Source organism: Pseudomonas sp. GYB4201, assembly GCF_056312595.1.
The window spans coordinates 26324-48595 of record NZ_JBWGIG010000023.1; the positions used below are offsets into that span (position 1 = coordinate 26324).

Consider the following 22272-nt stretch of genomic DNA (forward strand, 5'->3'; position numbering starts at 1 on the left):
CCTTGCCATGCAACCGCTGAAACTGGCCCCGCGCCGTTGGTGGGTGATCATGCCCATCGTGTTCATCACCTACAGCCTGGCCTACCTGGACCGGGCCAACTATGGCTTTGCCGCTGCCTCCGGCATGGCCAAGGACCTGGCCATGACGCCGGGGCTGTCGTCCCTGCTGGGCGCGCTGTTCTTCCTCGGCTATTTCTTCTTCCAGGTGCCCGGCGCCATCTACGCCGAAAAGCGCAGCGTGAAGAAGCTGATCTTCGCCAGCCTGATCGCCTGGGGCGCCCTGGCCAGCCTCACCGGCATGGTGGAAAACGCCTATTGGCTGATCGCCATCCGCTTCATGCTCGGCGTGGTCGAGGCCGTGGTGATGCCGGCCATGCTGGTGTACCTGTGTTACTGGTTCACCCGCGCCGAGCGCTCGCGCGCCAATACCTTCCTGATCCTCGGCAACCCGGTGACCATGCTGTGGATGTCGGTGGTGTCCGGCTACCTGGTGCAGCACTACAGCTGGCGCTGGATGTTCATCGTCGAGGGCTTGCCGGCCATCGCCTGGGCGTTCATCTGGTGGCGCCTGGCCGATGAAAAACCGGCCGACGCCACCTGGCTCAGCGGCCAGCAGAAGCAGGACCTGCAGCAGACCCTGGCCGCCGAGCAGCAAGGCATCAAGCCTGTGAAGAACTACGCCGAGGCGTTCCGCTCGCCCAAGGTCATCATCCTGTCGGTGCAGTTCTTCTGCTGGAGCATTGGTGTGTACGGCTTCGTGCTGTGGCTGCCGTCCATCCTCAAGCAGGGCCAGGAAATGGACATGGTCGAGGCCGGCTGGCTGTCGGCGCTGCCGTACCTGGCCGCGGTCATCGCCATGCTGGCGGTGAGCTGGGGCTCGGACCGCATCCAGCGGCGCAAGCGCTTCGTGTGGCCGCCGCTGCTGCTGGCGGCCCTGGCGTTCTATGGCTCGTACGCCCTGGGCAGCGAGCACTTCTGGTGGTCCTACGGCCTGCTGGTGCTGGCCGGCGCCTGCATGTATGCCCCTTACGGGCCGTTCTTCGCCATCGTCCCCGAGGTGCTGCCGGCCAACGTCGCCGGCGGCGCCATGGCGCTGATCAACAGCATGGGCGCCCTGGGCTCATTCGCCGGTTCCTACCTTGTGGGCTACCTCAACAGCGAAACCGGCAACCCCGGCGCCTCGTACCTGCTGATGAGCGGCGCGCTGGTGCTGTCAGCGGTGCTGACGATATTGCTGGCCCCTGGCGGCTGCGACAAGGTCGCGGCCCGCGCCCGCCCCCTCACTGCCCACCATTCCTGACGTCGAGAGTTCCTGATGAAAAAGCACGTGGTGCTGTACAAGAAACTGTCCCCCGCCCTGCTCGCCCGCCTCGGCGACCAGGTGGACGTGACCTACATCGAAGACCCGGCCAGCGACGGCCTGGCGCGCCTGCGCGAAGCCCTGCCCCAGGCCCACGGTCTGCTGGGCGCCAGCCTGAAACTGGACGCCGCCCTGCTCGACCTGGCGCCCAACCTCGAAGCCGTCTCCAGCGTGTCGGTGGGCGTCGACAACTACGACATCGCCGACCTCAGCCGCCGCGGCGTTAAGCTCACCAACACCCCCGACGTGCTCACCGAGACCACCGCCGACACCGGCTTTGCGCTGATACTGGCCACCGCCCGGCGCGTGGTGGAACTGGCCAACGTGGTGCGCAACGGCCAATGGACCGCCAGCGTCGGCCCCAGGCAGTTCGGCACCGACGTGCACGGCAAGACCCTGGGCATCGTCGGCATGGGCCGCATCGGCGAGGCGTTGGCCCAGCGCGGGCATTTCGGCTTCAACATGCCGGTGATCTACCACAGCCACTCGCCCAAGCCCGCCGTCGACCAGCGCTTCGGCGCCCGCCATTGCAGCCTCGACGAACTGCTGCGCGAGGCCGATTTCATCTGCCTGACCCTGCCGCTGACGGCCGAGACCACCGGCCTGATCGGCGCCCGCGAGTTCGAGCTGATGGGGCCCGACAGCATCTTCATCAACATTTCGCGCGGCAAGGTGGTGGATGAGCAGGCCATGATCCAGGCCCTGCAGGCCGGGCAGATCCGCGCGGCGGGCCTGGACGTGTTCGAGCGCGAGCCGGTGGACCCGCAATCACCGCTGCTACAGCTGGACAACGTGGTGGCGACCCCGCATATCGGTTCGGCTACCCATGAAACCCGGGAGGCGATGGCGCGGTGCGCGGTGGACAATCTGCTGGCGGCGTTGAACGGGGAGCGGCCGCAGAATTGGGTTAACCCTTAAGGGACGCGGCCTGCGGCCGCTGCTACGGGGGTTGGTCGTCAGGCGACTGCGCAGCGGTTACGCCCCTCTTGCTTGGCCTGATACAGCAACCGGTCACACAACGCGAACAGATCCTGGGGCTGCACCGCCTCGGGATTCTCGCTCAACGCCGCGCCGATGCTCACCGTCAGCACCCCATGGCCGTCAGGCCGATGCTGGTGCAGTATCTTCAAGCCCCGCACCTCATTGGCCAGCCGCTCGGCGGCCAGCAGCAACTGCGGCTGCCCTTCCAGCGGCAACAGAATCGCGAACTCTTCGCCGCCATAGCGGAACAGCTGCCCCTGTCCCACGCTCGCCGCCATCACCCGCGCCACCTCCGCCAGGCAGCGGTCGCCGGCCTGGTGGCCGTAGTGGTCGTTGAAGGGCTTGAAATAGTCGATGTCCACCAGCAACAGCCCGAACCGTTGCCCCACCTGTTCCATCAGCGCCCAGCGTTCGCTCAGGTGTTGGTCGAAGGCGCGGCGGTTGCCCACGCGAGTCAACGCGTCGGTGATGGCCAGGGCCTGCAGGCGCTGGTTGAGGTCGTAGAGTTGCGCCTGCTGCCAGCGCTCTTCCTGGTCGGCCAGGAAGGCTCGGCGCACGCTGGTGATGTTGGTCCAGGCAATGAACAGGCTGAACAGCAACACCGGCAGGTACACCACCACGAACACCAGCAGCGCCTTGGGGTCGCCGGGGTGCAGCAGGGCCACGTTGCCCACCACCACCGCGCTGATGGCCAGGGAAATCCACAGCGTGCCCTTGAACGACACGCGCACGCCCAGGTTGCACAGCAGCACGAAGATCACCGAGGCATACAGGAACGTCGGCACGTCGGGAGAATGGCTGCGCTTGAGCAGCTCGAACCAGGCCACCGCGCAGATCAGGTCGTGCACCGGCATCAGCAGGTCGAGCAGCAACAGGTTCCGGCTGAAACGGAACACCAGGAAGATGTTCACCAGGCCCACCGCCACCAGCGTGGTGCGGGTGACCACCGAGGCCCAGGCCATGTCCGGGATCAGGATAGCGTCGGCGAACACGTAGGAATAATAGGCGCCAGCGGCGATCAGGTTGATGGCTAGCAGAAAGCTGCGGTAATGCTCCAGCACGTAGGCTTCGAATGCCGGGCGCAGGTGCGCCGGAATGGGCTGGACGGAATCACGGAAACGCCGGCGCGCGGGCTGTTCGGGCATGGTCATGGCGTGCGCCTGTGGCTACCAAGGGGGGCTGGCGCAGTGTAAGAGCGCCAGTACCCGGGCGTCCAGTTGCACCGGCGCGGGGCACGCCGAAACATTATGTAACCGTGAACTGTTTGGTTTTACCGCAGGCCACGGGTTCCAATGGGATTTTTTCCAAGGGAGATTCACATGCCGACCAGCCAACTTGTCCTGCTACTGCTCATCGGCGTCGCCGTGATGGCCTGGGGTGCGCGCCTGGACCTGAAGAACCATCGCAAGGAAAAGGCCGAGCGCCAGGCCCGCGAACAGCGCGAGGCGTGAGCCATCGGGCGGGGTTCAGTGCCCCGCCAACCGCCCCAACAACCCCGCCAACTCCTGCCACGGGCCCTGCTCGCGGCGCGCCCCGCACCCGGGCCGGTGGCTGAACGCCTCGCACGGGTGGTTCGCCGACTGCGACGCCTGGCACTGGCTGCAAGTGATACGCCCGTCTTGAACCGTCCAACGGAAGGTCCAGCCGGCCAGCCGGTCACTGGGGCTCATGCTGTCGCGCAGCGCCTGCGCGATCTCGTCCATTACCCCCATGTCGCCCATGCCCGCCTCCCGCGCGTTATGTACTGGTTGGGTAGTATCTTGGCAGGCATTGCCCATGGTGGTACGACGACAAGGGGCGCAGGACGGTCATTCGGGTGCCCTATCCGGCCATCCGAGTGCTAGTTGAACTGCGCCCGGTATTCCGCCGGGCTGCGCCCCAACCGCTCGTTGAACAGCAGGCGCATGTGTCGGACGCTGCCAAAACCGCTCTTGAACGCCACGGTCTTGAGGGGCAACTCGGTGCTTTCCAGCAGGTTGCGCGCACGGTCGATGCGCGCGTTCTGGATAAACGCCATGGGCGTCATGCCCACGTCGCGGGTGAACACCCGGCTCAGGTGGCGCGGGCTCAAGGCGGCCGCCTCGGCCAGGCGTTCGAGGGTCAGCGGCTGCTCCAGGTGGTCGAGGATGTAGTGCTGCACGCGCGTCACCGGCGAGTCCTGGGCGGCCACCTCGGCCACCAGCGGGCTGAACTGCGCCTGGTCGCCCTGGCGGCGCATCAGCACCAGCAGCACCTTGGCCACGTCCAGCGCCACCTTGCGCCCGTGGTCATGGGCCACCACCGACAGCGCCAGGTCGATGCCCGCGGTCACCCCGCCCGAGGAGATCAGCTTGCGGTCGTGGATGTAGATGTCCTCGGTGCCCACCTGCGCCTTGGGGAAGGCCTTGATCAACCGTTCGGTGTAGTGCCAGTGGGTGGTGACGCGGTGGTCGTCGAGCAGGCCGGCGTGGCCGAGAATGAACGCGCCGGTGCAGATCGAGCCGTAGCCCTGCACCGTCTGTGCGGCGGCGCGCAGCCAGGCCACCAGCTCGGGGTGCTGAGCGTTGTAGGCGCCGGGGCCGCCGGGCACCAGCAACAGGTCGACATCGGCGCAGGCCTGTTCGACCAGGTGATCGGCCTGCACGGTAATGCCACTGGAGGCGCGCACGCTGCGCTGGGCCGTGGCGAAGGTGGAAATCCGATAGTGCTGGCAAGGCGCCAGGTAGCGGTTGGCGATGGAGAACACCTCCACCGGGCCGGCCATGTCCAGCAGCAGGAAGTCGGGGTATAGCGCGATTGCAACGTGTTTCATGTCCAGGGGCCAATTGCCTGTGCTCAAGCAGGCGACAGTACCCTGTCCAGCAATAATCGCAAGCGCAACCCCGTAGCAGCGGCCGCAGGCCGCGTCCCAGGTGGTGGCTGGGACGCGGCCTAGGGGCCGCTGCTACGGGGTTTGTGTTACTTCTTGGCGGTCAGCGCCACGTAGCTGTTCATCAGGTTGCGGTAGTTGGGCAGGCGCTGGGACAACAGGTTGCCCAGGCCTTCGATGTCGTTGCGCCAGTCGCGGTGCAGCTCGCAGGCCACGGCGAACCAGTTCATCAGTTGCGCACCGGCGGCGCTCATGCGTGCCCAGGCGGCCTGTTGCACGGTGTCGTTGAAGGTGCCCGAGGCGTCGGTCACCACGAACACGTCAAAGCCTTCGGCCAGCGCCGACAGGGTCGGGAACGCTACGCACACATCGGTCACCACACCGGCGATGATCAGCTGCTTGCGGCCGGTGGCCTTGATGGCCTGGACGAAGTCGGCGTTGTCCCAGGCGTTGATCTGGCCAGGGCGCGGGATGTAGGGCGCGTCCGGGAACATCTCTTTCAGCTCGGGCACCAGCGGGCCGTTCGGGCCGTTTTCGAAGCTGGTGGTGAGGATGGTCGGCAGGTTGAAGAACTTGGCGCAGTCGGCCAGGGCCAACACGTTGTTCTTGAACTCGTTGGGCGAGAAATCCTGCACCAGCGAGATCAGGCCGGTCTGGTGGTCGACCAGCAGTACTACGGCGTCATCTTTGTTCAGGCGGTTGTAGACAGGGGCGTTGCTCATGACGAACTCCTAACGTGTGGTTTGACGGATTCAGAACGAGAAGCAGGAACAGCCCAGCGCACCCCAGAAGCCCTGGAAGTCGCTGATCGGCGCGTTGGACTGGCGCGCCCGGTCGTGGCCATGGGCATGCACGGCGCACGGGCCGCTGCAGTGGTGTACCTGTTGCGCCATGGGCGCTTGCGGGCGCCAGTGGCCCGGCACCTTGACCACCGGCGACCACTCGGGCACCACCGGCAGGCGCGGTGGCGCCAGGTCGCAGAATTCGGCGTCGGCGTGCACGACTTTGCCGCCGACCACGGTCAGCACCGACTCCAGCCATTTGATCGCCTCCTCTTCTACCGCGAAGAAGTCGGCCGACAGCGCGGCCAGGTCGGCCAGCTGGCCGATCTTGATCTTGCCCTTGTTGCCCTGCTCGGACGAGAACCAGGCGCTGCCATGGGTGAACAGCTCCAGCGCGGTGTCGCGTGGCAGGCCTTCGGGCTGCAAGGCCAGGCCGCCGACAGTGCGGCCGCTGACCATCCAGTACAGCGAGGTCCACGGATTGTAGCTGGACACCCGCGTGGCATCGGTGCCGGCGCCCACCGGCACGCCCTCGGCGAGCATGCGCTTGATCGGCGGCGTGGCTTCGGCGGCCTGCTGGCCGTAGCGGTCGACGAAATATTCGCCCTGGAAGGCCATGCGGTCCTGAATGGCGATGCCGCCGTTGAGGGCGCGCACGCGCTCGATGTTCTTCGGCGAGATGGTCTCGGCGTGGTCGAAGAACCACGGCAGGCCGTTGAAGGGGATGTCGCGGTTGACCTTCTCGAACACGTCGAGCATGCGCGAGATCGACTCGTCATAGGTGGCGTGCAGGCGGAACGGCCAGCGCTGTTCCACCAGGTGGCGCACCACCGGCTCCAGCTCTTCTTCCATGGTTTGCGGCAGGTCCGGGCGCGGCTCCAGGAAGTCCTCGAAGTCGGCGGCAGAGAACACCAGCATCTCGCCGGCGCCGTTGTGGCGCAGGTAGTCGTCGCCCTGGTGCAGCTTGACGCTGGAGGTCCAGTTCTTGAAGTCGGTGAGCTCTTCCTTGGGCTTCTGGGTGAACAGGTTGTAGGCGATGCGCACGGTCAGCTGGTCGTCCTTGGCCAACTGCTCGATCACCTGGTAGTCGTCGGGGTAGTTCTGGAAGCCGCCGCCGGCGTCGATCACGCTGGTCAGGCCCAGGCGGTTCAGCTCACGCATGAACTGGCGGGTGGAGTTCACCTGGTATTCCAGCGGCAGCTTAGGCCCCTTGGCCAGGGTGGCGTAGAGGATCATGGCGTTGGGCCGGGCGATCAGCATGCCGGTAGGGTCGCCGTTGGCGTCGCGCTGGATCTCGCCGCCGGGCGGGTTCGGCGTATCGCGGGTGTAGCCCACCACGCGCAGGGCGGCGCGGTTGAGCAAGGCGCGGTCGTACAGGTGCAGCACGAACACCGGGGTGTCGGGCGCAGCCTGGTTCAGCTCCTGCAGGGTGGGCATGCGCTTTTCGGCGAACTGGAATTCGTTCCAGCCGCCCACCACGCGCACCCATTGCGGCGTGGGGGTGCGGTCGGCCTGCTCCTTGAGCATGCGCAGGGCGTCGGCCACCGACGGCACGCCTTCCCAGCGCAGCTCCAGGTTGTAGTTCAGGCCGCCACGAATCAGGTGCAGGTGCGAGTCGTTGAGGCCCGGGATGACCGTGCGGCCTTTAAGGTCGATGACCTGGGTGCCCGCGCCGCGGAAGGCCATGGCCTGGGCGTCGCTGCCCACGGCCACGAAGCGCCCGTCCTTGATGGCCACGGCGCTGGCCGTGGGGTTCTGGCGGTCGACGGTGTGGAACTTGCCATTGAGAAGAATCAGCTCGGCGTTCATTGCAGCTCCTGGGAAGGAAGAAAAATCAGGCGTAGCGCAGCGGCGCGGGCAGGCGCAGGCCCACGGCCAGCCGGCCGGGGCCGCCAATCAGGATGGTGGTAAACAGAATCAGCAGCAGCCAGGCGAACTGGCCTTGCTCAAGGGTCCATTCGGGGTGCACGAACACCAGCGCCACCAGCAGCACCGCCAGCACCGGCAGGCAGGCCAGACGGGTCAGCACGCCGGCAATGATCAGCAGCGGGCACAGTACTTCGGCGAAAATGGCCAGGCACAGGGTGGGCACGGCGCCCAGGTGGAACGGGTCTTCGATCAGCTGCAGTTGCGCGTGGAAGTCGAGCAGCTTGGGCAGGCCATGCACCTTGAGCAAAAACACCGCGGCGCACACGCGCAGCCACAGCAGTGCAAGGTCGGCGGGGTCATGGCGGCGCTGGCTCATCGAGGGTCCTTGGCGGGTGATCAGGAGCGCCTATAGTGAGCGCCCTGCCGCCGGACCGATTGCACGGACGTGCTGTGTTTTGAACGGGTGTGCCCTTCGCGTAGCCGCTGCCGCCAGGCTGCGCTGGCCCCGTGCCCACTGGCGATTTCCTGGGTTCATACCTGCCAGCGCAGCCTTCGGCAGCGGCTACGGTACGGGGTGCTTCATGGCAACGGCGCCGCCATTACTCGGCTGATATGGGCGCGCAACCAGCGCTCGGCCGGGTCGTTGTCGTGCACCCCGCTCCACACCATCGACAGTTCGGCCGGCACGATCGGGAACGGCGGCTCGTCGGCGCGCAGCACGCCGTCTTCCACCAGTGCGCAGGCAGCGTAGTCGGGCACCGTGGCAATCAGGTCGCTGCCCTTGAGCAGCGCCCGCAGGCCATGGAACTGCGGCACCCCCAGCACTACCCGGCGGCTGCGGCCGACCTTGGCCAGGTCCATGTCGATGTTGCCGCTCAGGTCGCCCGAGAACGACACCATGGCGTGGGGCCGCTGGCAGTAATCATCCAGGGTCAATGGCCCGGGCGCGCTGTCGCCACGCAGCACCTTGCAGCCGATATCGCGCAGCTTGCGGCGCTTGGCGTTGGCCGGCAGGTCGGTGGTATAGCTCACCCCCACCGAGATTTCGCCGCTGGCGAGCATGGCCGGCAGCAACAAGTAATTGGCCCGGCGCACGACGATGATGATGCCCGGCGCCTCCTCGCGCAGCTGCGCCAGCAAGGGCGGGAACAGGCCGAACTCGGCGTCGTCCGACAGGCCGATGCGGAAGGTGGCGCAGCTGGTGCTGGGGTCGAAATCCTTGGCACGGCTGACCGCGCCGGAAATGGTGTCCAGCGCCGGCCGCAACTCTTCCAAAATCGCCAGCGCGCGCAGCGTCGGCTCCATGCTGCGGCCGTTGCGAATCAGCAACGGGTCATCGAACAGGTCCCGCAGCCGGCCCAGCGCGGCGCTCACCGCCGGCTGGCCAATGAAGTGCTTTTCAGCCACGCGCGTCAGGTTGCGTTCGAACATCAAGGCTTCGAACAGCACCAGCAGGTTCATGTCGACGTGGCGCAGGTCGTTGCGGTTCATGGGCGGCGGGCTCCTGACGGGCTGGGGGTGGGCGACCCGATAGTGAAGCATAACTGCGGGCCGGCGTTTTGAATGATTGTGCTATTCGCGTGCCAGAGGGGTCATATGACCAGGCCCAGCAGTATCTGGAGAACAGACGATGAAAGCATTCAAGGCAGGCGACGCCGTACGCTGGAACGCCGAAGCCGGTGAAATTCACGGCAAGGTGGTCAAGGTGCACGTTCGCGACGTGGAGTTCATGGGCAAACACCGCCCCGCCTCCAAAGCCGAACCGCAATACGAAGTGAAAAGCGACAAGACCGGCCACCTGGCCATGCACCCCCTGTAGCAGCGGCCGAAGGCCGCGTCCCGGCCCCACATCGTACGCGTTGGTTTCGGACGCAGCCTGCGGCAGCTGCTACGGATCAGGGTTGTTTTGGCAGACCGGTTATCGAGGCTTCGACCAACGCCCGGGCGATTTCCGCCAGGTGCTCGATGTTGCGTGCCAGGGGGCGAAGGGGTGGAAGGCGGTGGTGAGGTCGGGTGGGTCGGGGGCAACAGGGGTCATGGTACGGCTCCTGGGTTGCTGGGAGCCGACAGCCTTCGCTACTAAACGAAGGGTGGCGGCTGTGACGACAGGTTAGTAGACCGGGAACCCAGGGACCCAGCGCACCGAAGTGCCCTGTGCACAGCCGCCATGACAAGGCCTGCAACCGCAGGCTGGCAGCGTGAAAATCTGGATTGACGGGCTACTAAACCCGACCGCTGACAAGCAACGGCGGAGCGAGATTAGCCACTCAAACCCAGCACGGCAAGCGCCATTTTTCGAGCTGTAGGACGATTATCGCTGAAGTTGTAGGGCATTTCCTACAAATTTTTAGTAACCAAACACGGCTTTCCGTATCGGACGCGGCCTGGGGCCGCTGCTACAGGTGCGGTGCGCGCAGAATTTCGCGTAGCCGCTGCCGCCAGGCTGCGCTGGCCCCTGCGTGCGCGGAAGATCACCAGCGTGGCAAAGGGCCAGCGCAGCCTGCGGCCGCGGCTACAGGTTGCAGCGCCACAAAAGCACACCCATTCAATTATTCATCTACCCCACCCGCCACCCTGACGCCATCCGCTTACCCCTCTCTGGAGTTTGTCATGCGTCATACCCTGCTCATGCTCGCCATTGCCACGCCGCTGTCGGCGCTGGCCGCCACCGGCCCTGCGGTTGGGCCGCAGTACGACACCAGCCACGTGTACGTGGCGCCCGCCGACGTCGATGCCTTCGTGCAAAGCTTCACCGCCACCTTCGGCGGCAAGAGCACCCCGCAGGTGGTGGCCGATGTCACGCCCACGCCTAGCAGCACCACCTCGCAGCTGCTGCAGACGCCGTCCGGCACGGTGTCGCTGTTCGGTTTCAAGACCCCCATCCCGCACCCGTTCGGCGATGAGCGCAACGGCTACCTGGTCAAGGACATGGACCAGGCCGTCAAGCTGGCGCGCCAGGCCGGCGCCGACGTGATTGTCGCGCCGTTCCCCGACCCCATCGGCCGCGACGCGGTTGTGCAATGGCCGGGCGGCGTGAACATGCAGCTCTACTGGCACAACACCGCCCCCAACTACGCAGCGTTCCAGTACGTACCGGAAAACCGCGTGTACGTATCAGCCGACCGCGCCCCCGCCTTCATCAAGGCCTTCACCACCTTCTCCCACGGCAAAGTGGTGGCTGACGACAAGCACGCCCCGGGCGCCGAGATCGGCCGCGACAAGGGCACCTACGAGCGCGTGCGCATCACCTCGGACTTCGGCCGCATGACCGTGCTGGTCACCGACGGTCACCTGCCCTTCCCGTACGGCCACGAAACCACCGGCTACGAAGTCGCCGACCTCAACGCCACCCTGCAGAAAGCCACCGGCAGCGGCGCCAGCGTGCTGGTGCAACCGGCCAGCAGCGACGGCCGCCAGGCGGCCATGGTGCAGTTCCCGGGCGGCTACGTGGCTGAAATCCACCAAGCCCTGGCCAAGCAGTGAGGCGGCCAATCGTCGGCCTGTCGCTGGCGCTGCTGCCGCTGCTGGCTGCCGCCGACGACACGCGCCCCGCCATCAAGGCCAACCGCTGGCAGGAGGACTGGTCGGCGCTGGCCTCGCCGGCCCTGCGCACCCAGCCGCTGGATGACCTCAAGTACATTGCCCTGGGGGACAGCGCCTGGCTGTCCCTGGGGGCAACCCTGCGCGAGCGCCTGGAGATGAACGATGCCAACGGCTTCGGCACCAAGGGCGTGAAGCGCGACAACTACCTGCTGCAGCGTTTCCAGGTGCACGCCGACCTGCACTTCAACGAGCACTGGCGGCTGTTCACCCAGCTCGAAGACGTGCGCGCCTACGACAAGACCACCCTTGGCGGCGCCGACCAGAACCGCCTGGACCTGCGCCTGGCGTTCCTGGAATACATCAACGCCTACGACAGCGGCACCCTGAAGACCCGCGTCGGCCGCCAGGACTTTGCCTTCGACCTGCAGCGCTTCGTGTCGTCGCGCGACGGCCCCAACGTGCGCCAGTCGTTCGACGCCCTGTGGGCCGACTGGGAAACCGCGCAGTGGCGCTTCATCGGCATCGCCAGCCACCCGGTGCAGTACCGCGACGACCAGGACTTCGACGACACCTCCAGCCAGGCCGTGCGCTTCGACATGCTGCGGGTGGAGCGGCTGGTCAACGGCAGCCAGGAACTGTCCGCCTACTACGCGCTGTACCAGCGCGACGAGGCCCAGTACCTGGACGCGTCGGGCCATGAAAACCGTTCCATCTTCGACGCCCGCTACGCCGGCACCGCCGCGCAGGTGGACTGGGACCTGGAGGGCATGTACCAGGGTGGCAGCGTGGGCGGCAAGGACATTCGCGCCTGGGCTGGCGGCAGCCGCGTGGGCTACACCTTCGCCAGCACCCCCTGGACGCCGCGCCTGGGCCTGCAACTGGACGTTGCCTCGGGTGACAGCCACCCCGGCGACGGCCGCGTGGGCACCTTCAACCCGCTGTTCCCCAACGGCTACTACTTCACCCTGGCGGGCTACACCGGCTACAGCAACCTGATCCACGTCAAGCCATCGCTGACGGTCAAGCCGCTACCGGGCCTGAGCGTGCAGACCGCCATCGGCCTGCTGTGGCGCCAGACCACCGAGGATGCGGTGTACACCCAGCCCAATATTGCCGTGGCCAACACCGCCGGCACCGGCCAGCGCTGGACCGGCGCCTATGCCCAGCTGCGCACCGACTACGCCTTCACCGCCAACCTCGCCGGTGCGGTGGAAGCGGTGCACTACAACGTCGGGCAGACCCTGCGCGACGCCGGTGGGCATGACAGCAATTACCTGGGCGTGGAACTCAAGTTCAGTTGGTAAGCGCCTGACGCGGCAGCGCCCGGCGCCACGCGAACGGCGTGGTGCCGGTCGCCCGGGTGAACACCCGGGTGAAATGCGACTGGTCGGCGAAGCCGCAGTCCAGGCCCACCTGGGCGATGGACAGGGCCTTGTCCGCCAGCAACGCCTTGGCCCGCTCCAGCCGCGCCTGTTGCAGCCAGTCCCGGGGCGACTGCCCGGTGGTCTTCTTGAACGCGCGGGAAAAATGGCTGCGCGACAGCGAGCAGGCGCTGGCAATGTCGGCGATCGACGGGCTGCCGCCCAGTTGCTCCAGCATCAACTGCTTGGCGCGCCGCGCCTGCCAGGGCGACAGCGCCAGGCGCTGCGGCTCGGGGGCGGTGTCGCCGTAGTGCACCAGCAGGTGCGCACACAGGGCACTGGAATGCTGGTGCAGGGCTTCAGGCTGCGGCGTATCGGCGTCGGCCAGGGTAGCGGCCAGGGTCAACAACAGGTCGAGGGTCACCGGGTCCAGCGGGCCACCAGGGATGTGGGTACGGGCGTTCATGGGCAAGAATTCCTTCTACGGTCCAGGCTGCCAGTCTCCCCGCGCGTGGGCGCAACGTCCTTGCCGCCACCTTAAATGTTCTGAATTAAGAACGATTAAGGTTCGGCCAAGGAATTACCCCGGCATACCCGATAGCGTTGGCCATTCCATACCCTACCGAGGCGTTCGCACATGGCTTACTTGACCACCACCGACGGCACGCAGCTCTACTACAAGGATTGGGGCACCGGGCAACCCGTCGTGCTCAGCCACGGCTGGCCGCTGAACGCTGACATGTGGGACTACCAGATGAACTTCCTGGCGGCCAACGGCTTCCGCGTCATCGCCCATGACCGCCGTGGTTTCGGCCGTTCCAGCCAGCCGTGGACCGGCTACGACTACGACACCTTCGCCGACGACCTGGAGCAGCTGCTGGACGAGCTGGACATCAGCAACGCGATCCTGGTGGGCTTCTCCATGGGCGGCGGCGAAGTGGCGCGCTACCTGGGCCGCCACGGCAGCCAGCGCATCGCCAAGGCGGTGCTGGTGAGCGCGGTGACGCCGCTGATGAGCCGCCGCGACGACCACCCCGAGGGCATGGACCCGGCCATTTTCGACGGCATCCGTGCCGGCCTGTTGAACGACCGCGCCGGCTTCCTCGACGCCTTCGGCCCGGTGTTCACCGGCAGCGACAAGCCCGCCAACAAGGTCGGCAAGCCGATGCTCGACTGGACCCAGTTCCTGGCCCTGCAGGCCGGTTTCAAGGGCACCTATGACTGCGTGGCAGCGTTCTCCGAGACCGACTTCCGCGCTGACCTGCGCAGCATCACCATCCCCACCCTGGTCATCCATGGCGACGGCGACGCGGTGGTGAGCTTCGAGGTGACCGGCAAGGCCGCGGCCGAGCTGGTGCGTGGTGCGCAGTTGAAGGTCTACCCCGGCGCCCCGCATGCGGTGTATTTCACCCACAAGGACCAGCTGAACCAGGACCTGCTGGCGTTTGCCCGCGGGTAACGCAGCGCCTGCATCGCGACCAAGGTCGGCTCCTACCCCTGTCCGGCGTAGGAGCCGACCGTGGTCGGGGTGCCCCCCCCCCCCCCCCCCACACCGCAGGCGCCCCCGCGCCCCGGCCCCCCCATGCCCCCCCCCCCGCCGACATCACGCAAGGCCCGCACACGGCAAGGTAAACACGAACACCGTCTGCCCCTGCCGCCCCCGGTGCAGGTGCAGGGTGCCGCCCTGGGCATCCATGATCGAACGGCAAATCGCCAACCCCATGCCCATGCCGTTGGCCTTGGTGGTGAAGAAGGCGTTGAACACCTTGCCTTCATCTTCGACGCTGATACCCGGCCCGCTGTCCTCCACCATCACCACCAGCTGCCCGGCCACCGGCACGTTGGACGTCACCTGCAGGCGCCGCGCGGCAGCCGGCACGCTGGCCATGGCCTCCACGGCGTTGGCCACCAGGTTGTAGAGCACCTGCTGCAACTGCACGCCATCCACCTGCACATGCACCCCGGCCGCCTGCAAGGCGGTGTGCACCGTGACCTGCTGGGCGTCGGTTTCCACCGCCAGCAGGCGCAGCACCTGGGTGATCAGCTCATCGATCAACAGCCAGCTGCGGCTGGCCGGTTCCTGGCGCGCCAACGCCTGCAAGGCGCGGATGATATCGGCAGCGCGGCGGCCGTCACGGGCAATGTCGCGCAGGCCTTCCAGGGCCTCGCCCACCTGCGGCACCTCGCGCTGCAGCCAGCGCACGCTGGCGCTGGCGTTGGTGACGATGGACGCCAGCGGCTGGTTGATTTCGTGGGCGATGCTGGCGGCCAGCTCGCCCATCACCGTGCTCTGGCGCACCTGGGCCAGCTCGGCGCGGGCGCTGCGCAGCGCGGCCTCGGTGGCGCGGCGCTCGCTGACGTCAGTGGTCACGCCCACGTACACGCCGTCCTCGGCAGGCTCGGCGTGGGCTTCCAGGTGGCGCACGGCGCCATCGTCCAGGGTGATGCGGAAGGCCATGCGCAGCGGCAGGCGCGTCTGCCGCGCCCACAGCAACTGGGCGTTGAAACGCTCGGCGTCGTCCGCGTGCACCCGGCGCGCCAGCACCTCGGGCGCCGGGGCGGTGGCCGCGATCGGCAGGCCCCATACGGCGAACAGTTCATCCGACCATTGCGATTGGTCGCTGGTAACGTCCCAGCGGAACGAGCCGGAACGAATGATTTTCTGGCCGATGGCCAACAACGCCTGGCTGGTGCGCAACTGCGCCTCGGTGTCGCGGCGCCGGGCGTTCTCCTCCAGCACCTGGGCATACAGGCGCGCGGTTTCCAGCGAAATGGCCGCCTGCGCCGCCAGCAGCTCGATCATCGCCACCCGCGGGTGGCTGAACACGCCGCAGGCCAGGGCGTTCTCCAGGTACAGCAGGCCAATCACCTCGCCCTGCTTGAGCAGCGGCAGGCACAACACGGCGCCGGCGGCCTGCACGGCGAAGTACGGGTCGTCGGCGAACTCGGCGTCGCCGCCGGCCTGCTCCAGCGCCACCGTACGGCCGGTGCGCATCACTGTGTACAGCAACGACAGCGGCAGGCTGCGCGGCTGCACGGGCTGCTGGCGCAGGGTCACGCACACGCCGGCCTCGGCGGTTGCGCCGCTGGCGACGCTGAGCAGGTCGCCGCCTTCGACCAGGATCAACGCGCCATTGCGCGCGCCGGCGTGGACGATGGTGTTGGCCAGCAGGGTCTCCACCAGGCGCTCGAAGACGATTTCCCGCGACAACGCCTGGGACGCCTTGGTCACCGAGACCAGGTCCAGGTACTGCTGGCCGTTGAGCATGTCGATGGACGCGCGGGCGTCCAGCGGTTTGTTGTTCAGGTACAGGTGCGCGGCCTCCAGGGCCGCGACCTTGCCCGACGCGCCCCAGCGCAGGTAGGCGTCCCGGGCGCTGAAACGGTGGCTGCGGGCAGCGCTGGCCAGGCCCAGCGCCTGGTGACAGTTGGCCGCGCGCTCGTGCGCCAGGGCCAGCACCGGCACGCAGCCACTGGCAGCCGCCTGCTCGATGGCCGCCTCCAGCAGCTGCAGGGCGCGCAGCAGGTCGCCCTGCAGGCGGGCGATCTCGGCTTCCACCAGCAGTTCGCGGCCCAGGAACGCCTGGGGGTTGAGCTGCGCCCAGCGCCGCAGGTCGTGCAACGGCGGCTGCAGGCCCTGGATGGCCGCCAGCGGGCTATGGGCACTGGCCGCCAGGGCGGCGTGGTTGAGCGCCGAGTAGCACGCCAGGTCCGCCAGGTGCACATGGGCGGCCATGCAGCCCTTGAGCTGGGCCGCGCGCGCCAGGTCGTCGCGGGCGGCTTCGTGGCGGCCCTGGGTGAAGGCCAGCATGCCCCGGTACAGCCAGTAGAAGAAGCCGATGGGCAGCATGCGGCTGGCCTCTACCCGGGCCTGCCAGGGCAGCAGCGGGTCGCCGTGCGCCGGGCTGTCGGCATCCCGCAGGCCGCGCACATAGGCCTGCTGGATTTCCAGCAGCAGCCGGCTGTCGGCGAAACCGGCAGCGTCGGCCACGCCCATGGCCGCGTCCAGGCGCTGAGCCACGCGCGCAAGCGGCCCGCCCATCACCAGCAGGATGCTGACCATGTGATGGCAGGCGTAGCAGCTCAGCGCCGCCCGCCCCTCGCGGCGGCCAGCGGCGAACGCCTGCTCGCCGCACTCCAGCGAGAACGCCAGCGAGCGTGTCCAGGCGCTGGTGCGGCCCAGGGCCAGCTGCGTGGAGACTTGCCCGCTGCCCAGGCCCAGGGCCTGCTCCAGGCGCACCGCCACCTCGACGTAGTGCTGGCCCTCTGCATAGGCGCCGTATTCATCGGCCAGCAGCACGCCGAACCAGGCCAGGCCCGGCACCGACGCCGGGCTGACGCCATGGCGCACGGTCATCTGTAGCATGCGCGCCAGCAGCGGCAAGGCCAGCTCGCGCTCGACGTGAATGGCCGGGATGATCATCGCCGCCATCAGCTCCAGCGCGGCGGCGATGAAGGAATTGTTCACCGCCTGGTGCGCGAGCAAGGCGTCGATCGGCCGGTCGCCCAACGCCTGGCTGACCTGCAGGCGCAGCTGGTCGCGGTCATGGCCGTTGAATTCGATGCCGAACAGGGCCAGGCCGGCGCGCCCGGTGTGCAGGCTGGCGGCGTAGTTGTCGGCCAGCGACAGCGCCTCGATCTTCAGCACGTACAGGGCCGACACCTGGGTCAGCGAGTCGGCGCGATCGAGGATCTGGTCGATGCAGGCGTGGGCGCCGGCGTAGTCAGCGCTGTTCATCAGGCACTGGGCGTACAGCATGTCCATGGCGTCGCGCTGCTGCGGGGCCTGCACCCAGCGCGGGCAGCCTGCCAGCTCGCGCGCCAGGCGCAGGTACTGCAGGGCGAAGGGCAAGGTCGAGCTGTCGCGGGCCCGCTGCGCCGCCCGCAGCAGGGCGTCGACGAACACCCGCAGGTCGGCTTCCTGCAGCTGTTCATGGGCGCACTGCTGGATATGCAGGGCAATGCGGAACAGGTAGCCCGGCGCGCGGCTGTCGTCCATGGCCTGGATCAGCAGGTGCGCCAGGCGCGTGTGCTGCAAGGCGCGCAGGCGCGGAGCGATGGCGTGGTAGGCCGTGTCGCGCACGCGGTCGTGGCTGAAGCACCAGCCCTCGCCGTCGCCCAGCAACAGCCCGGCGTGCAGCGCCGGGGCCAGCGCCAGCCGCGTGCGCGCCGGCGCCAGGCGGCCCAGGTGGGCGATGTGCGCCAGGTCGGCGCGGGTGCCGATCAACGCCAGCAGCCCCAGCAGCCAACGGCTGCGGCGCGGCAGGCGGGCCATGCGCGTGAGCAGCAGGTCGACGACGTTGTCGGCCAGCGGGCAGGCCTCCAGCGCCTGCTGGTCCCAGGCCCAGCCCAACCCGCCAGGCCGTGGCACCAGGCGTTTTTCTTCCAGCAGGGTGCGCACCAGCTGCTGGATGAACAGCGGGTTGCCGCCGCTCTTGGCGTGGATAACCTCGGCCAGCGGCAGCAGGGCCGGCCCCTCGCTGCCCAGCAGGCCGTTGACCATGGCCAGCACGCCATCGGGCTCCAGCGGCAACAGCGCAAGCTCAGTGCAGTGGCCACCACCGCGCTTCACGGCCTGGGCCAGGCTGCCTGGCGCGCTGTCGCGGCTGGCCAGCACCAGCACCACGTGGGCCAGGGGCGCCTCGACCAGGTTGTGCAGCAGCGCCAGGCTGTGGCTGTCCAGGCCCTGGGTGTTGTCGAAAAACAGCAGCAGTGGCGTGCCGGGCCGGCCAAACACGGCAAGGCAGGCGCGCAGCAGCGGCTGCAGGCGGTCACTGCCGTCGGCCCGGGCGGGCTCGGGCACTGGCGCGTGCTGGCCCAGCACCAGGGCCAGTTCGGGCACCAGCGCCAGCAGCGGCGCCACGCCGTCGCCCAGCGCCAGCAGCAGACGGCTGCGCCACTGCGCCAGGCCCTCGGGGTGTTCGCCCAGCACCCGCAGCACCAGGCTGCGCAGGGCCGTGGACACCGCCGCGTAAGGCGTGGTCAGCCCGGCATGGTCAAAGCGGCCAACGGCAAACAGAATACTGCCGGCCACCAGGTCCTGGTGCACCTGGCGCACCAGCGCGGTCTTGCCGCTGCCCAGCGGGCCGCTGAGCAGCACCCGCTCGCCTTCGCCGGTGACCGCGCAGCGCAGCACCCGGTCATGCAGCACCGCGCACTCGCGCTGGCGCCCCGGCAGCGCGGCACTGATCACCCCGTGGGCGCGGCTGCCGCGGGCGCCGGGCTCGAAGGGGTGGATGCCCTGGAATTCGGTCCATTGCGCCAGGCACAGGCGCAGGTCGGCGGCCAGTTCGTCGGTGTCGGCATAGCGTTCATCCGCGCGCTTGGCCAGCAGCTTGAACACCAGCCCGGTCAGCGCCGCTGGCACCGCGGGGCGCAGGCTTTCCAGCGGCGCCGGCTGCAGGGCCAAATGCTGGTGCAGCCACTCCACGGGGTCGTTGCCCTCGAACGGCAACTGGCCGGTGAGCATTTCGTAGAAGCTGACGCCCAGCGCGTACAGGTCGCTGCGCTCGTCCACTTCATGGCCCACGCGGCCGCCCTGCTCGGGCGACATGTAGGCAAAACTGCCGCAGATGGCCTCGGCGGCCGGCACCGGCACGTCACGCTGGCAGGCCAGTGAAAACGCCATCAGGCGCACGTGGCCATCGGCGCCCTCGACCAGGTTGCAGGGCTTGATGTCACGGTGCAGGATGCCTGCCCGGTGCGCCTGGCCCAGGGCATGGGTGGCGCCCAGCGCCAGGCGCAGGAAACGCAGGATCGACAGGTGGTCGCCCATCACCTCGTGCAGGCCGCGGCCCTGGCTGTCGTCCAGCACCAGCAAGGGGCCATCCACGGCGCTGATCAGCGCGACCGGCACAATGGCCCAGGCGGGATGCAGGTGCTGGCGGAAATCGAACTCCTGGTGCAGGCGCCGGAAACCGCCTTCGGAAGGTAACGCCGCCGGGCGCGCTATCAGCCAGTCGCGCGCGGAAATCGGCGAGCGCACCCGGTAGCGGGCCACCTCGCCGTCCACCAGCAGCAGGCGCCAGGTGAGGTGTTTGAGCCATTGTTCGTTGAAACCGCCCAATTGCTGGCGGTAGTCGACCAGCTCAGCCGGCATGGGCGTCGACCCTGGCCGGGTCTACACCGATCTGTTCGCACAGGCGCACCAGTTCCACCAGGGTGGCGGCGCGCATCTTGGCCATGACGTGTTTCTTGTGCACCTTGGCCGTGACCTCGCGAGTGCCCAGGGCGGCGGCAATCTGCTTGTTGACCTTGCCCTCGATCAGCAGCCCCAGCACTTGCCGTTCACGTGGGGTAAGGGTGTGGTAGCGGCCACGCACCTCGCGGGCTTGGGCCTGGGCGGCGAAACGCTGGCGGGCGCCGGCCAGGGCGCGGTCGATGGCACCCAGCAGCTCGCCCTCGTCGAACGGCTTGGTGAGGAACTCCTGGGCCCCGGCCTTCATGGCCTTGACCGACATGGGAATGGTGCCGTAGCCGGTCATGAAGATGATCGGCAGCTGGCTGCCACGCCGCTGCAGGTCGGCCTGCAGGTCGAAGCCGGTGCCCACCTGCAGGTTCACGTCCAGCACCAGGCAGGCCAGGCGTTGCTCGAACCCGCAGGCAAGGAAGTCTTCGGCGCAGGCAAAGGTTTGTACCGCGATGTCAGCGGAACGCAGCAGCCGCGCCAGGGCGTCACGCACGCTGGCTTCGTCGTCCACCACATAGACAATGGGCGCGCCGTGCAGTACCGCAGGCGGCAGCTCGGGCAGGCTGGGCACGGGCGCCTCGAGCATGTCGTGCAGGCCCAGGCGTTCAAGCAGGGCAATCAGCAGGCCGTCGCGCGCCCCGCTGGCCGGCGCCGCGGGCGCAGGTTCCGGGTCGAGCACCAGCCGGTAACCGCGCCCGGCCACCGTGCGGATGCGCTCGCGCGAATCGCCCAGGGCCTTGCGCAAGGCCGAGATGTGCACCTGCAGGTTGTTCTCTTCCACCACCGCGTCGGGCCACACCCGCGCCAGCAGCTCATCCTTGCTGACCAGCTGGCCTTGCGCGGCGATCAGCATTTCGAGGATGTCGAACGCGCGGCTGCCCAGTTTGACCGGCACCGCGCCCTGGCGGATTTCGCGCAGGGCCAACGAGACTGTGACGTTTCCAATACGAATCATGAGGGGCTCACCCAGCCATCCAAGCGCCTGTCCATCGTGAGTCTGGCGATGGTGCCAAGACTAGAGACAGATGCAGGGGTTGGCAATTATCCGCTTGGATACGTTGCGATGAACGTGGAGGTGCATAAATCAGGAATCGTCATTGATAATGATTCGCATTGCATCTAGAATCACCCTGTCTTCCCCCACGACCGGTGACTGATCGTGAACCCTTGCACGGCAAAGCTCGACCTCTACCTGACCCAGCGCAAGGCGCTGATCAACTACGCCGCCGCCATTGTCGGCTGCCGCGACCAGGCTGAACGCCTGGTGCAGGAGGCCTGGCTGCGCTTTGGCGTGCAGCAGGGGGAAGTGCGGCCCAGCGGGCTGTTCCGCATCGTGCGCAACCTGGCGCGGGCGCGGGTGCGGCCGCCGGTGCTGGCGGTGGTGGAACCTGCACCGGCGGCGCCGCGCGCCAGCGTGTTGCACGGCCTGGTAGCCGCTGCCGCCAGGCTGCGCTGGCCCGCGCGTACGCTTGAGGTCGTTGGCGGCTGGGATAGCCTGCGCCAACGGCTACAGGCGTAACCTCAGCCCAGGTCGCCACCGCCCACCGGCAAGGTCACCCCGGTAATGTACGAGGCCTCGTCCGAGGCCAGGAACAGAATCGCCCCCACCTGCTCGTCCACCGTGCCATAGCGATGCATCAGGCTGCTGTCCAGGGTCTGGTCGACGATCTGCTGGTACCAGGCTTTTTCCTGTTCAGTTTGCTCGGCGCTGTTGCGCGGGATGCGCCGTGGCGGCGCCTCAGTGCCGCCCGGCGCCGTGGCGTTGACCCGCACGCCGCGCCCGGCGGTCTCGAACGCCAGGCAGGCGGTCAGCGCGTTCACCCCGCCCTTGGCCGCGCCGTAGGGCACGCGGTTGAGGCTGCGGGTGGCGATGGACGAGACGTTGACGATGGCGCCACTGCCCTGCCCCAGCATCACCGGCAGCACCGCGTGGCAGCACCACAGGGTGGGGAACAGCGAGCGGCGCACTTCGGCCTCGATCTGCTGGGCTTGGTAGTGCTCGAACGGCTTGGCCCAGATGGTGCCGCCGACGTTGTTGATCAGAATGTCCAGGCGGCCGAAATGCTTGACCGCCGCTGCCACCACCCGCGCGCATTCGTCGTATTGCTCAAGGTCGGCGGTCAGCACCAGCGGCTGGTTGGGCAGCGCCTCCAGTTCGTAGACCAGCTCGGAGCGGTCCACCAGCACCAGCCGCGCGCCTTCGGCGGCCAGGCGCTGGGCCACACCCAGGCCGATGCCCTGGGCGGCGCCGGTGACCAACGCAATTTTGTTCTCGAATCGATTCATGAGGTGTCCTCTGTAGCCGCTGCCGCCAGGCTGCGCTGGCCGGGGTGAACCCT

At 67.9% G+C, this 22272-nt stretch carries 19 protein-coding genes; 8 read left to right on the forward strand and 11 right to left on the reverse strand.

Features of this window, described 5'->3' with window-relative positions; all coding sequences use genetic code 11:
• The first annotated feature begins 7 nt into the window (after window positions 1–7).
• A complete protein-coding gene (locus tag AC0Z2B_RS20840) occupies window positions 8–1300 on the forward strand; it encodes an MFS transporter (protein WP_476299107.1) in 1293 nt (430 codons plus the stop codon).
• A gap of 15 nt (window positions 1301–1315) precedes the next feature.
• Complete coding sequence (locus AC0Z2B_RS20845; RefSeq protein ID WP_476299109.1) at window positions 1316–2278, forward strand: 2-hydroxyacid dehydrogenase; 963 nt, start codon at window positions 1316–1318, stop codon at window positions 2276–2278.
• A 38-nt stretch (window positions 2279–2316) separates the two neighbouring features.
• Here AC0Z2B_RS20845 and AC0Z2B_RS20850 read toward each other — a convergent pair whose 3' ends face one another.
• A complete protein-coding gene (locus AC0Z2B_RS20850) occupies window positions 2317–3492 on the reverse strand; it encodes a diguanylate cyclase (protein ID WP_473002552.1) in 1176 nt (391 codons plus the stop codon).
• Window positions 3493–3660: 168 nt separating this feature from the next.
• Here AC0Z2B_RS20850 and AC0Z2B_RS20855 point away from each other — a divergent pair, with 168 nt between their 5' ends.
• Window positions 3661–3792 (forward strand): hypothetical protein, encoded by a 132-nt coding sequence (locus AC0Z2B_RS20855; protein ID WP_416424694.1) that lies wholly within the window; start codon window positions 3661–3663, stop codon window positions 3790–3792.
• A 15-nt stretch (window positions 3793–3807) separates the two neighbouring features.
• Here the strand turns inward: AC0Z2B_RS20855 and AC0Z2B_RS20860 are convergent, their stop codons facing one another.
• From AC0Z2B_RS20860 to AC0Z2B_RS20885, 6 genes are all read right to left on the reverse strand, one after another.
• Window positions 3808–4044: a hypothetical protein gene (locus AC0Z2B_RS20860; protein ID WP_476299111.1), complete on the reverse strand. Its 237-nt coding sequence runs from the start codon at window positions 4042–4044 to the stop codon at window positions 3808–3810.
• A gap of 137 nt (window positions 4045–4181) precedes the next feature.
• Window positions 4182–5132 (reverse strand): GlxA family transcriptional regulator, encoded by a 951-nt coding sequence (locus AC0Z2B_RS20865; protein ID WP_476299113.1) that lies wholly within the window; start codon window positions 5130–5132, stop codon window positions 4182–4184.
• Between the two features lie 146 nt (window positions 5133–5278).
• Complete coding sequence (gene ycaC / locus AC0Z2B_RS20870) at window positions 5279–5911, reverse strand: isochorismate family cysteine hydrolase YcaC (protein ID WP_027980710.1); 633 nt, start codon at window positions 5909–5911, stop codon at window positions 5279–5281.
• A 30-nt stretch (window positions 5912–5941) separates the two neighbouring features.
• Window positions 5942–7780 carry an amidohydrolase gene (locus tag AC0Z2B_RS20875; RefSeq protein ID WP_476299115.1) on the reverse strand — a complete coding sequence of 613 codons (1839 nt, stop codon included), beginning with the start codon at window positions 7778–7780 and terminating at the stop codon, window positions 5942–5944.
• Window positions 7781–7805: 25 nt separating this feature from the next.
• Window positions 7806–8216 (reverse strand): DoxX family protein, encoded by a 411-nt coding sequence (locus AC0Z2B_RS20880; protein ID WP_476299117.1) that lies wholly within the window; start codon window positions 8214–8216, stop codon window positions 7806–7808.
• A 203-nt stretch (window positions 8217–8419) separates the two neighbouring features.
• Entirely contained in the window at window positions 8420–9331 is a 912-nt protein-coding gene (locus AC0Z2B_RS20885) for a LysR family transcriptional regulator (RefSeq protein ID WP_416424699.1), read from the reverse strand.
• Window positions 9332–9470: 139 nt separating this feature from the next.
• On the opposite strand from AC0Z2B_RS20885, the gene AC0Z2B_RS20890 reads away from it, so the two are divergent.
• The 3 genes from AC0Z2B_RS20890 (at window position 9471) to AC0Z2B_RS20900 (ending at window position 12687) form a co-directional block, all read left to right on the forward strand.
• On the forward strand, window positions 9471–9659 hold the full coding sequence (locus tag AC0Z2B_RS20890; protein ID WP_476299118.1) for a hypervirulence associated TUDOR domain-containing protein: 189 nt from the start codon (window positions 9471–9473) through the stop codon (window positions 9657–9659).
• A 791-nt stretch (window positions 9660–10450) separates the two neighbouring features.
• Window positions 10451–11323 carry a glyoxalase gene (locus AC0Z2B_RS20895; RefSeq protein WP_476299120.1) on the forward strand — a complete coding sequence of 291 codons (873 nt, stop codon included), beginning with the start codon at window positions 10451–10453 and terminating at the stop codon, window positions 11321–11323.
• Entirely contained in the window at window positions 11320–12687 is a 1368-nt protein-coding gene (locus tag AC0Z2B_RS20900; RefSeq protein WP_476299122.1) for an alginate export family protein, read from the forward strand. Before AC0Z2B_RS20895 ends, AC0Z2B_RS20900 begins: the two co-directional genes overlap by 4 nt.
• Here AC0Z2B_RS20900 and AC0Z2B_RS20905 read toward each other — a convergent pair.
• A complete protein-coding gene (locus AC0Z2B_RS20905) occupies window positions 12677–13210 on the reverse strand; it encodes a helix-turn-helix domain-containing protein (protein ID WP_476299123.1) in 534 nt (177 codons plus the stop codon). The genes AC0Z2B_RS20900 and AC0Z2B_RS20905 overlap by 11 nt on opposite strands.
• A 171-nt stretch (window positions 13211–13381) precedes the next feature.
• Between AC0Z2B_RS20905 and AC0Z2B_RS20910 the strand changes: the two genes are divergently transcribed.
• Window positions 13382–14203 (forward strand): alpha/beta fold hydrolase, encoded by an 822-nt coding sequence (locus AC0Z2B_RS20910; RefSeq protein WP_476299124.1) that lies wholly within the window; start codon window positions 13382–13384, stop codon window positions 14201–14203.
• A gap of 144 nt (window positions 14204–14347) precedes the next feature.
• Here AC0Z2B_RS20910 and AC0Z2B_RS20915 read toward each other — a convergent pair whose 3' ends face one another.
• Together AC0Z2B_RS20915 and AC0Z2B_RS20920 are read right to left on the reverse strand one after the other, a co-directional pair.
• Complete coding sequence (locus tag AC0Z2B_RS20915) at window positions 14348–19843, reverse strand: trifunctional serine/threonine-protein kinase/ATP-binding protein/sensor histidine kinase (RefSeq protein ID WP_476299125.1); 5496 nt, start codon at window positions 19841–19843, stop codon at window positions 14348–14350.
• Window positions 19833–20888 carry a response regulator gene (locus AC0Z2B_RS20920; protein ID WP_476299127.1) on the reverse strand — a complete coding sequence of 352 codons (1056 nt, stop codon included), beginning with the start codon at window positions 20886–20888 and terminating at the stop codon, window positions 19833–19835. Before AC0Z2B_RS20920 ends, AC0Z2B_RS20915 begins: the two co-directional genes overlap by 11 nt.
• A 204-nt stretch (window positions 20889–21092) precedes the next feature.
• On the opposite strand from AC0Z2B_RS20920, the gene AC0Z2B_RS20925 reads away from it, so the two are divergent.
• On the forward strand, window positions 21093–21452 hold the full coding sequence (locus AC0Z2B_RS20925) for an RNA polymerase sigma factor (RefSeq protein WP_476299129.1): 360 nt from the start codon (window positions 21093–21095) through the stop codon (window positions 21450–21452).
• 2 nt (window positions 21453–21454) lie between these two features.
• On the opposite strand, the gene AC0Z2B_RS20930 is transcribed toward AC0Z2B_RS20925, so the two are convergent.
• Window positions 21455–22219, reverse strand: coding sequence for a 1,6-dihydroxycyclohexa-2,4-diene-1-carboxylate dehydrogenase (locus AC0Z2B_RS20930; RefSeq protein WP_476299131.1), 765 nt, complete (start codon window positions 22217–22219; stop codon window positions 21455–21457).
• Window positions 22220–22272: the final 53 nt, after the last annotated feature.

Bases quoted from the DNA above. Each gene is read 5' to 3' on its own strand.
- AC0Z2B_RS20850 (WP_473002552.1), bottom strand. From the start codon at position 3,492: ATGACCATGCCCGAACAGCCCGCGCGCCGGCGTTTCCGTGATTCCGTC.
- AC0Z2B_RS20865 (WP_476299113.1), bottom strand. From the start codon at position 5,132: ATGAAACACGTTGCAATCGCGCTATACCCCGACTTCCTGCTGCTGGAC.
- ycaC (WP_027980710.1), bottom strand. From the start codon at position 5,911: ATGAGCAACGCCCCTGTCTACAACCGCCTGAACAAAGATGACGCCGTA.
- AC0Z2B_RS20840 (WP_476299107.1), top strand. From the start codon at position 8: ATGCAACCGCTGAAACTGGCCCCGCGCCGTTGGTGGGTGATCATGCCC.
- AC0Z2B_RS20880 (WP_476299117.1), bottom strand. From the start codon at position 8,216: ATGAGCCAGCGCCGCCATGACCCCGCCGACCTTGCACTGCTGTGGCTG.
- AC0Z2B_RS20890 (WP_476299118.1), top strand. From the start codon at position 9,471: ATGAAAGCATTCAAGGCAGGCGACGCCGTACGCTGGAACGCCGAAGCC.
- AC0Z2B_RS20910 (WP_476299124.1), top strand. From the start codon at position 13,382: ATGGCTTACTTGACCACCACCGACGGCACGCAGCTCTACTACAAGGAT.
- AC0Z2B_RS20915 (WP_476299125.1), bottom strand. From the start codon at position 19,843: ATGCCGGCTGAGCTGGTCGACTACCGCCAGCAATTGGGCGGTTTCAAC.
- AC0Z2B_RS20895 (WP_476299120.1), top strand. From the start codon at position 10,451: ATGCGTCATACCCTGCTCATGCTCGCCATTGCCACGCCGCTGTCGGCG.
- AC0Z2B_RS20845 (WP_476299109.1), top strand. From the start codon at position 1,316: ATGAAAAAGCACGTGGTGCTGTACAAGAAACTGTCCCCCGCCCTGCTC.
- AC0Z2B_RS20930 (WP_476299131.1), bottom strand. From the start codon at position 22,219: ATGAATCGATTCGAGAACAAAATTGCGTTGGTCACCGGCGCCGCCCAG.
- AC0Z2B_RS20855 (WP_416424694.1), top strand. From the start codon at position 3,661: ATGCCGACCAGCCAACTTGTCCTGCTACTGCTCATCGGCGTCGCCGTG.
- AC0Z2B_RS20920 (WP_476299127.1), bottom strand. From the start codon at position 20,888: ATGATTCGTATTGGAAACGTCACAGTCTCGTTGGCCCTGCGCGAAATC.
- AC0Z2B_RS20875 (WP_476299115.1), bottom strand. From the start codon at position 7,780: ATGAACGCCGAGCTGATTCTTCTCAATGGCAAGTTCCACACCGTCGAC.
- AC0Z2B_RS20860 (WP_476299111.1), bottom strand. From the start codon at position 4,044: ATGGACGAGATCGCGCAGGCGCTGCGCGACAGCATGAGCCCCAGTGAC.
- AC0Z2B_RS20885 (WP_416424699.1), bottom strand. From the start codon at position 9,331: ATGAACCGCAACGACCTGCGCCACGTCGACATGAACCTGCTGGTGCTG.
- AC0Z2B_RS20905 (WP_476299123.1), bottom strand. From the start codon at position 13,210: ATGAACGCCCGTACCCACATCCCTGGTGGCCCGCTGGACCCGGTGACC.